The following is an 8,953-nucleotide window of genomic DNA, read 5'->3' as shown; positions in this document are numbered from 1 at the left end:
GACCACCGTGCGCGACAACCTGCGGCACGCATCGATTTCGACGACCTCAATCTACCTGCACGGCGACGAGGTTAAGCGGGCGCGGGAGATGGGGGAGGCTTTCGCAGCCCGGCGATCTTGACGGGTCGCAGCGTCAGGCGAACTGCAGCTCGATCTTACCGGCACGCCGCCGTACTGGACCGACCACGATCTTCACGTCATGCCCCAGCTTGGCCACCAGTTCCAGCAGCTTCGCCTCGCTGACCCCGCGAAACTGGCCGCGCGTGATGCGGGAGATCTTGGACTGATCGATTTCCAGCAGCGCGGCGGCTCCCTGTTGCGTCAGGCGTCGCGCCTTGATGGCGCGGGCAATCTCAGCCGCGAGCTGCGACTTGCGCTGCATTTCCGCAGCGTCGGCATAGCCCAGGTCCGCGTAGACGTTGGTGCTGCCTTCTTCGATGGTGATGTGGCTGTTCTGGCTCATCGCTTTACTCCTTGCTTTGCTTGCCAAGCCTCAAAATCCTGCACCGCAGCCTTCAGCCGTGCCTTGATCAGGTCCAGGTCCTCCTTCGGCGTCTTGATGCCGCTCTTGGACTTCTTCTGAAAACAGTGCAGCACATAGACCCAGCCCGCGAACTTGACCGTGTAGACCGCCCGGAACGTGTCGCTCCGGAAATCCTCGACCACTTCCAAAACCGCGGCGGAACCAAACCCGCTCAGCGCCTTGGCGTCCGGGTGCTTGCCACCGGCTTGCGCCAGGTCGATCGCATGGCCGAACACGTCTTGGACGTCCTCGGGCATTCCGTCCAGATCCCGCTTGGCCGAGCCGACCCATTTGAGCGGTTTGCGCGGCTGGGTGGACATTAGTGGTGATTATGCCAATTTAGGCATAGACCGTCAAACCGAACTGAGCCCGGTGGGACGATGGCGGTGACATCTGATGAAAGGGAGCCGCAACCCTCAAAGCGCACCAATCTGCACGCAAAGGACGGCGCGCCGGAAATTCAGATATTCACAAGTGGTTGTTTTTGAAAGAACTTTTTTCGCGAAGCGCACCAATTTGCACGGAAAGTACGATCACCCCAACTTAGCAGTGCGAACTCGAGATTGGCCAGAGGTGGCAGGGCAGTTGCTCAGGCTGGCGTTGGTGCCACTGGGCCACCTAAGCGGCCGCCTCCCGATAGGCAACCCTGGGCGGGCTACGGTGAGCGCGTTCGAGCCCTGCCTGTGCGCCCCGAGTTGGCTGAGTTGATAACCAAAGCTCGCAATCAGTAAACCCCCGGTCGGCGAATTTCTTAGTCGGTGTCACGCTATCGAGGATAGAACGAATGAGCTGCAGTCGGATCCAGCCCCCATCACTAAAAATGGCTTCAAGCCACCGACTCGATTGCATGCGCCTCTGGCTGTAAATAACCGACAGTGTGGCATCGGAGCCAATCGCGTCGCCGATATCGATCTCAGGTGAGAGAGTGCGTATCGTGGTTGTTCAAGTGATCGTCATACGCCTAAGCCATTCCTGGCATTCGCAACGTCACCAGCGCTTGGCGGATAGAGTTGCGCATCATGTTTTTCCACACCTGCACCAATTTTCGACTAAGTTTTTCTTTGAGGCGCCTCGTACTACGGATGGCGCTGCACCATAGGTTCGTCCGTCAAACTGACCAGCCCAGCTTGTGTGCGTTGCTGGTCTGATCATGGCGCGTGTCATCTTCCGTGTGCAAATAAATACTGGTGGTGGCGATGTTTGCGTGCCCCAGGTTGTCGCGCACGGCCTTGAGGTCCATATTGTCGCTTTGGTGAGTGCCTGCCGTATGGCGCATCCAGTGGGCGGAGGCCTGTTCCACATGGGCCGCTGCTGCCTCGTGGTCAGTGCCTAGGTTTCGCAGGCGCGCTGCCGTTTTACGGAAAATGTCCTTAATCAATTCGTGCACGCCACTGCGTCCCATGGGGCGACATCCACCAATAAGGGGCAACAGCAGTGGGAGCGTATCTCCCTCTCGTGGTAGTAGGGCCAAGTTGCGTGCATTCCTGTAACGCATCAACTCTGACACTAACTCATCGGTCGCCGGAATCGCCCGCGTTTTGTCCCCTTTTCCTCGTATCTCCAGCCACCAGCGTTCATGCCCGTCTGCTCCGCGACGCCAGTAAAAATCTCCCATCGAGTTGTTGCAGACCTCAGAAATCCGCAGGCCACCGATGTAGAGGAGCGAGAAGAGCCACCGATATCGGGCCGCTTGGAGAGCGAGGCGAGGCGTGCCAGTGGGAAGGGACTCAATCGTTGCGCGTACTTGCGCCCAGTGCTCGTGTGGCAGGAACCTGCTGGTCTTGGCCGGTCGCGCCACAGATTTGCGGCGGCGCAGAGCTAAGGGGTTGCCCGCCAGATACCCGGCTTGAACCAGCCAGTTGAAGAGGCTGTTGAGGATCGAGAGTGCCTGGCGCTGGCTTTGCCGGTCCAGTGGCTTGGCGAACGGACGCCAGTGGGGCGAAGACCTCGGCGCCTTCTGCGCGACCTGCATGACCCATCGATCAACCGGTTGGGGATCTTCCAGAAAGGACTCGTAGACCAGGAAATCCTCGTGGGTCAGATCGGACAGGGCCTTTCCATACTGGTGTACGCACCAAAGCAGCAGTCTTTCCGCCTCCTTTCGATAGCTGGCCAGCGTGGCCGGTGAATCCTTGTAGCGCGCCAGCCAAGCCAAAACTGCAGAGCGGTCGTCATTGGCCGCGACCTGGGGCAGGCCCTGGGCCCGATTTCGGCCACGCTCTCCGGAAAGATGAACGGGTAGCACCAAGCCGTCCAAGGGCTCAAGATGCGCCAAAACTGTCGGGGCGACGGTCAAACTGCTCATGGGCCAAATTCTATGGACATTAGTGGGCAAGGTGCTGCAGATCGATGGCGGCGATGACGAACCGCTGGTGTTCCATCAGGGCCGTTTCCTCTCGATGCGGCTCACGCAGATGGCTTGAGTGATGGCCCGTCGAGCACTTGGGTCTGAACAAGCGCAAGGAGAGGCGTTCTTGATGATCGACGTCCAAAGCTGGAAAGGATGTTTGGGAAGGAGCGATCGCTGCAAATGATCGATGTACGCAAGCTGGAAAGCCTGCTCGAACGGGGCCGCGATTCGGCCTTGCTGCGATTCGGGCTGGGCAAACACTACCTGGATGCGAACGAGCAGGCGCGCGCGGCGGCCCAGTTGCACCGATGCGTCGGGCTGGATCCGGGGTACTCGGCAGCATGGAAGCTACTGGGCAAGGCGCAGCACGAGATTGGCGACATCGCGGCCGCGCGCCATGCTTGGGAGAACGGAGTACTCGCGGCCAGACGCAACGGCGACGTGCAGGCGGAAAAGGAGATGAACGTGTTTCTTCGTCGCCTTGCAAGAACGTCAACACCCTGATGCACAGGACGACTAGCAGCGTGGCTCGCGGCCCCTATGACCTGCGGCAGGAATTCGTAGAGGAAGTCTTATGCGTTCAAGCAAGCTGTCACTGAAACCGATATTCCCTTACCTGCTGGCCACTTTTTTTCGTCGTGGGTGCCGTAGCCAACCTGCTGGCGTTAGGCGGGGCAGCGGAAGACTACGCCCGTTGGGGCTACCCGCGAAGGTTCAATTTTGTCCCCGGGTCTCTGGAACTGGCGACAGCGTTGCTGCTGCTGCGCGGGCGCACACGGGTATGGGGCGCGGTGCTGGGGGCACTGATCATGGCGTGCGCCGGTGCGACGGTGCTACTCAACGGCGAGCCCGGCCGCGTGCTGGCGCCCTCGATCGTGCTGGCAATGTGTGTGCTCGCCGGCCTGCTGCACGATGGCGCCCGCACCGTTGGATCCGTTCAGGAGGAAGCTCGACCATGAACGAGCGCAGCCCGCGCATCGCGGCAATCGCATTTCTGCGCAGCCGGCACACTCCGCCAGGGGGAGCCATCCGGTGACCCGGTTGCTTTCTCCGTGCCTGCTGGTTGCCGGTGCCCATGATCCGCTCGGCCGGCGCGTCGTCGAACTGCTGCTGCGCCGCGATGAAGCGGAGGTCATCGCCACCAGCCGCCAACCAGTGCACCTTGTGGATCTGGCTGCCCGTGGGGCGCGTATTCGCGGCGCGGATCCCGACGATGCAGCGTCCCTGGATGCCGCCTTCACCGGCGCACACCGCCTGCTGCTCCTGCCGGGCGCTGCCGACGGCTCGTGGTCGCGGCGTCGCCAACTGCAGGCCATGATCGATGCCGCAGCGCGCGTCGGCGTCCGCACCGTGGTGTACGCGGCCCAGATCGAAGTGTTCGACCCCTCGCTGATGACTGTAGCGCGGGAATGCGAGACGGTGGCACAGGCATGCGAGGCTCGCAACCTAGCCTTGTCAGTCTTGCGGGTGAGTTGGCCTATGGAGCGATTGTTTCCGCGGATCATCCTGGCGCTTCGGTGCGGGAAATGGTTTAGCTCAGCGCCGCAAGGCAGACTGCCTTACGTGGCGGGCGAGGACGTGGCGCGCACCGCTGCGGCGGTACTGCGGGCGGACCCTGTTCCGCCCGGAGAGCTGGCGATCACCGGCCCGCAGGCTCTCACCGCCGAGGCGCTGGTGAACAGCATCAATATCATCTTCGGAGCCAGCATCGACCTGGTGCCCGTCAGTGAGGAAGCCCTGGCGCTGCATCTGCAGGTCTCGGGCTTTCCGAAATCCACGGTGCGAGAGGCGCTGATCATCGAAGAGGTGTCCAAACGCGGGCTGGCGCCGTTCTCCGACGGTGTCATCGAGCAGATGACCGGTCAGCCGCCGCGCAGCATCGAGGCGGTGCTGGTCGAACACCGCCTCGATTTGCTGTTGTCCACCAGCACCCCCCGGCTTTGAGACGAGTCGACTTCTTCGACTCTAGAGGCTGCAGGCGTGCTTGCTGCAGTACATGATCCACGCCGAGACGATGATGAAACAACGATCTGTACGAACAGCCACCCCGACGACGGTGGTCGCCAAGCCTTTTGCCACGGAACGTGTGCCAATTGTTGGCGACGTCGCCAGCCTCGGCGGCGTAACCGTGTCCAACGTTCGTTTCTATGAAGCAGAGAGGTTGATCCATGCTACACGCACGGCAGGCAACCAGTGCCTCTATGGGCCCGTATCTAGCACCTATGCCAGTTTCAAGTAGGGATTGTTCGGTGGCCGCTCATCGAACAGTTGGCCAGGGTCATCGAGTAAGTAGCCATGCAGCTTGCGCGACTTGCGCGGGCCGGTGACCTCGCAGGTCCAGATGTTCAAGCTGCTGGGCTGCTTGCGATGGACCTGCAGCTTCTCGAAGCGCTTCTGGACCCATTGCCAGTCGACAACGGCATCCTGCTTGGCGAGTGCTGGAACTTGAGGATGCTCCTGGACATAGCGCTGAAACACCCCAGGGCTTACCAGGAACACCGTGTCGTCCACGGTATGCACCAGTGCCTTGGCATCGTTGAGAATCAGCTTTCGGCTCTGCAAGCCATGCCTAAGCCAGCCCATGAAGTGCTCGCCCGAAGGCTGCTGTGTCGATGCCGAAGATTTAGACGCTGGCACAGGCAGTACCAGCGAACTCGTTGCGAAGGCCGGGACGGGCTCTGCATCCTGTCGCGTCGCAAGGAGGTGTCCGGAGCCCACCATCGCCAGCATGTCTTCCATGACGTCAGGCAGGGGCTGAACTGCGGGCGGTGAAGCCAAGTTAGCGGGGCTGCTGCCTTCCCAAGGTGGCGTCGTCTGTTCTTCCAAGACAGGCTTCGCGGCAGTCATAGGCGGGGCAGCCTCCGAGCCAGCATCCTTCTCGATTGCCGCAGCGTCGATTGCCACCGTGCCGGTAAACGATGCTGGCCGTTCGCCAGCTTCCCAGATCAGCGCGGGAGCTAGACGCAGCAGGGTAAATGAGTGGGACCAGCCGGTCGCACTGGTCACGGTCGCGCGCCAGACCGCCTTCCCGTCCGACGTCGGCTGCAATATGCCGTGGTCCTGAAGCACGTTGAACACCGCAGTGTTGTTCGTAGGGATGCCATCGATGCCCTCTGACAGCAGGTGCGCACGTAGCTTGTCCGAAACCGTCTTGCTCACCAGCCACAAGGCGTCCTCGGTGAGCCAGCCATCGGAGGCTTCGGGCTGGTTCAGCTTCAACTCTTCCTTGAGCAGGTAGCGCAACCCGTCCAGCAGCTTGCGTTGCAGCGCGTGCTTGGGGGCGGCCATAGCGCGCGCGGGATCGCCTCCCAACTCTTGGGCCACGGAAGCGCGGTCGGCCTGTACGACAAGTTCGCCCAGCACGCCGGCGTGCTCGTACTGGCCGGCCAGGACGTAGAGCAGCGGTCCCCACAGGTCGGGATAGCCACTGAGCCAGTCCAGGGCATCACGGTCGAGGAGTTGGCGGTAGAGCAAACCTGTCGCAGCGCTGTGGAGCCGATATTCTCGATCGTCGCGGTAGCGGAAGCGGTATGGCTGGTGCAGCGGGCCGTGCCAGGGGTGCCACAGCGAGCCGTCGGACAGTTCGACGTGCAGATCGACGGCGATCTTGCCGATGTCGTGCAGCAGCGCGGCATAAGCGACTGCGGCAGTCCAGGCTTCAGACTGCGCCGCCTGGTCTTCGGGACTGGCGCCAATGGGCAGCAGATGGGACTGCCGCAGCTTGAGCGCATAGGCGACGATCTCCAACCCGTGATCCAGCATGCCGCCGGGGTAAGCGTGGTGATGGCTTTCCGATGCGGGGAATTGTTGGACCAACTCGGCGTAGTGCTCCAGCGGCGTGCGGTATAGGGTGGCGAACTGCCGCCGCGACAGCGACGTGCGCTGCCAGATGTGTTCCAGCAGCTTCTGCCGGCGCGGTGTTGCCAGCAGCGATGCGGCCGATTCGGGCCGCAGCAACCCTTTCGGGAGGTCGGTGGCGGGCGCTGGCGACGGGGCAGCGACCGGGGGCCGTTTTCGCTGGAACAGGGAGAGCATGCGGGTGTCCTCTGGGGGGCCGGCCGGGAGGCCTTTTCGCCTTTTCGAGGTAGGGCCTTTCCCCTTGCACCCCATTCCCTTGCCGTTTCGGCCCTTTGGCCTTTAACCGTTTCGGTATAGCCGGGCCTGGGTTGCGTCTCCAGCGTCAATGTGGAACCCGCACGAATGGATTGGACGGAGACCTGGCGCTGGCCCCTGCCTATGCTGCGGGGACGCTACCCCCGGCAGGTAGGCTCTCGCTCAGGCGACTAAGTTGACAAATGCGACAAGGGCGACTAGAGTGAATCCTGTCTCAAACCTGCTTGGGAGATGACCATGCCCACCGCCATTGAATTCATTGCCGATCGTCTGCCGCGCGTCACCGTGGAGGACGTGCGCCGTTTCGCGGATACCGTTGAAATCCGGGATGCGCCGGCTTTCGCGGCCGAGTTGCAGGCGTTCATTCACGAGCGCGTGGAGGCGGTAAAACTGCCAGCCAACCTCGAAGGCGAAACGGTGGAGCAGGCCCTGGCGCGCAAGGCGGCCGCGCTGCGCACCGAAACGCGCTGGACCCCGACTGAAACCGACGTCCAGCGAGGCCGCGCCGTGTTGCTGGAATCCTTCAACCAGCCGCACAACCTGCCGATCCCCGAGTACGCCAAGCTGGCGGACAAGTCGCGCCAGCAGATCTACAAGGACATCCTCGCGCGCCGGCTGCTGGCGCTGAATGTGGGGCCGCGCGGCCAGAAGCTGCCCGACTGGCAGCTCGACCCGGTGAAGCAGCAGTTGACCCAAACCGTGCTTCAAGAGGTCGAGGGCATCGACCACTGGACGATCTACCGCGCACTATCCGAACCGCTCGAAGGCTTGGGCGGACGCTCGCCGGTGGATGCGGTGACGCATGGCACGATCGATGACGTGGCCGAAGCGGTGTTCAACGTGCTGGGCGTCCAGGTGCATTGAGGCAAGACCGCCATGAGCCGCGAACTGCCCTTGTTCTTGATCGATGCGGGTGAACTGCTCCAGCATGTGAGCCGCGTCGTCTATCGGGGCAGCCCGCTGTACTATGGCCGCAGCGGCACCAATCGCTACGACGACCCGGCGCGGACCTACGGCGTGCTCTACCTGGGCCGCGACCTGTCCACGGCGCTGATGGAGTCGGTGTTTCACAAGCACCAGTGGCTGGCGGACGAGAAGCGCTCGATTGCGCTGAAGGAAGTCGAGAGCCGGCTCGTGCGGGCCGTGGGGGTCCTGGACGACGTGCGCTTGGCCGATCTCACGGCCGAGGGTGTCATGGCGGGTTACTTCGGCCTGAACCTGGAACAGTTGGCCAGCCGCGACTACACGCACACGCAGCAGGTGTCCGCCCAGGTGCATGCGATGCTCGGCGATGATGGCCAGCCGCTGTTCGACGGGGTGCTCTATCCGTCGCGCAACAACTATCCCGCCAAGAGCATCGCCCTGTTCGAGCGTGCGGCAGCAAGAGTCGGCGTTGTCGATGACATCGACCTGGTGGACCATGTGGACTGGCCGCGCTTCGTTGCCACGTATCGCGTCGGCGTGGAGCCTGATCCCGGGCCGGTGGAACCGGATGACGAAGCGTCCTGAAGCGGCAAGAGAGCACATTGAAGCCCCAAACAGAATGAAATGGACCAAACTGGAATAGGCATCCCTCTGTAGCAGGAGACGACCATGAACACCACGACCCGCATCAGCACCGCAGAACGCCTCGGCCGCACCTTTGGCCGCGGATGGCGCGCCTACGCGCGCGGCGAACGTCGGGCGTCGAACTGGTTGGTGTCCAAGGGGGTGCCGGCGGCCGTTGCCACCGCGCTCGTGTGGGTGGTCAAGCTGTCTGTGGTGGGATTGCTGCTCTACGTTGCTTTTTGGTTCGCACTCGTGTTGTTGGGCGTCGTGGCGGCGGCGTGGGCTGCTGCTGCCAATACCTCTGACGAGGACGAGTGGCCTTTCACCGATCTCACAGAACTGCGCAAGACACCGGGCTACGATCCCAATCTGTACAACGATACGTCGCACGAGTTGTACACCGACGACTGACGGACTCC

At 62.4% G+C, this 8,953-nt stretch carries 12 protein-coding genes; 8 read left to right on the top strand and 4 right to left on the bottom strand.

Annotated features, from left to right (window positions below):
* Positions 1-133 precede the first annotated feature (133 nt).
* Both ACWHMB_RS17800 and ACWHMB_RS17795 read right to left on the bottom strand, forming a co-directional pair.
* Positions 134-463: a helix-turn-helix domain-containing protein gene (locus tag ACWHMB_RS17800; RefSeq protein WP_011805135.1), complete on the bottom strand. Its 330-nt coding sequence runs from the start codon at positions 461-463 to the stop codon at positions 134-136.
* Positions 460-843: a type II toxin-antitoxin system RelE/ParE family toxin gene (locus tag ACWHMB_RS17795; protein WP_011805136.1), complete on the bottom strand. Its 384-nt coding sequence runs from the start codon at positions 841-843 to the stop codon at positions 460-462. The genes ACWHMB_RS17800 and ACWHMB_RS17795 overlap by 4 nt, the downstream gene beginning before the upstream one ends.
* A 76-nt stretch (positions 844-919) precedes the next feature.
* Between ACWHMB_RS17795 and ACWHMB_RS17790 the strand changes: the two genes are divergently transcribed.
* Entirely contained in the window at positions 920-1,231 is a 312-nt protein-coding gene (locus tag ACWHMB_RS17790; protein WP_083766746.1) for a DUF3703 domain-containing protein, read from the top strand.
* A 400-nt stretch (positions 1,232-1,631) separates the two neighbouring features.
* Here ACWHMB_RS17790 and ACWHMB_RS17785 read toward each other — a convergent pair whose 3' ends face one another.
* A complete protein-coding gene (locus ACWHMB_RS17785) occupies positions 1,632-2,828 on the bottom strand; it encodes a tyrosine-type recombinase/integrase (protein WP_049756472.1) in 1,197 nt (398 codons plus the stop codon).
* A 225-nt stretch (positions 2,829-3,053) separates the two neighbouring features.
* Here ACWHMB_RS17785 and ACWHMB_RS17780 point away from each other — a divergent pair, with 225 nt between their 5' ends.
* The 4 genes from ACWHMB_RS17780 to ACWHMB_RS17765 all read left to right on the top strand — a co-directional run bounded on the left by ACWHMB_RS17780 (position 3,054) and on the right by ACWHMB_RS17765 (position 5,112).
* Positions 3,054-3,377, top strand: a complete 324-nt coding sequence (locus ACWHMB_RS17780) for a tetratricopeptide repeat protein (RefSeq protein WP_058160808.1) — start codon at positions 3,054-3,056, stop codon at positions 3,375-3,377.
* Between the two features lie 134 nt (positions 3,378-3,511).
* The gene (locus ACWHMB_RS17775; RefSeq protein ID WP_079986182.1) at positions 3,512-3,832 is read left to right on the top strand and encodes a DoxX family protein; all 321 of its coding nucleotides are present in this window, start codon (positions 3,512-3,514) and stop codon (positions 3,830-3,832) included.
* A gap of 73 nt (positions 3,833-3,905) precedes the next feature.
* Positions 3,906-4,817, top strand: a complete 912-nt coding sequence (locus ACWHMB_RS17770; protein WP_162267776.1) for an NAD(P)H-binding protein — start codon at positions 3,906-3,908, stop codon at positions 4,815-4,817.
* Positions 4,818-4,869: 52 nt separating this feature from the next.
* Entirely contained in the window at positions 4,870-5,112 is a 243-nt protein-coding gene (locus ACWHMB_RS17765; RefSeq protein ID WP_073674113.1) for a MerR family DNA-binding transcriptional regulator, read from the top strand.
* Here the strand turns inward: ACWHMB_RS17765 and mobH are convergent.
* Positions 5,094-6,908 (bottom strand): MobH family relaxase, encoded by a 1,815-nt coding sequence (gene mobH / locus ACWHMB_RS17760; RefSeq protein WP_060784756.1) that lies wholly within the window; start codon positions 6,906-6,908, stop codon positions 5,094-5,096. The genes ACWHMB_RS17765 and mobH overlap by 19 nt on opposite strands.
* A gap of 315 nt (positions 6,909-7,223) precedes the next feature.
* Between mobH and ACWHMB_RS17755 the strand changes: the two genes are divergently transcribed.
* The 3 genes from ACWHMB_RS17755 (at position 7,224) to ACWHMB_RS17745 (ending at position 8,945) form a co-directional block, all read left to right on the top strand.
* Positions 7,224-7,850, top strand: a complete 627-nt coding sequence (locus ACWHMB_RS17755) for a hypothetical protein (protein WP_003109769.1) — start codon at positions 7,224-7,226, stop codon at positions 7,848-7,850.
* A 12-nt stretch (positions 7,851-7,862) separates the two neighbouring features.
* Positions 7,863-8,495: an RES family NAD+ phosphorylase gene (locus ACWHMB_RS17750; protein ID WP_003090219.1), complete on the top strand. Its 633-nt coding sequence runs from the start codon at positions 7,863-7,865 to the stop codon at positions 8,493-8,495.
* Positions 8,496-8,579: 84 nt separating this feature from the next.
* Positions 8,580-8,945, top strand: a complete 366-nt coding sequence (locus ACWHMB_RS17745) for a DUF3742 family protein (protein WP_003090216.1) — start codon at positions 8,580-8,582, stop codon at positions 8,943-8,945.
* Positions 8,946-8,953: the final 8 nt, after the last annotated feature.

This window comes from Ottowia pentelensis, from assembly GCF_964341695.1.
Note: the sequence above shows the minus strand (reverse complement) of the source record. Positions and strands in the feature narration are given on the sequence as shown.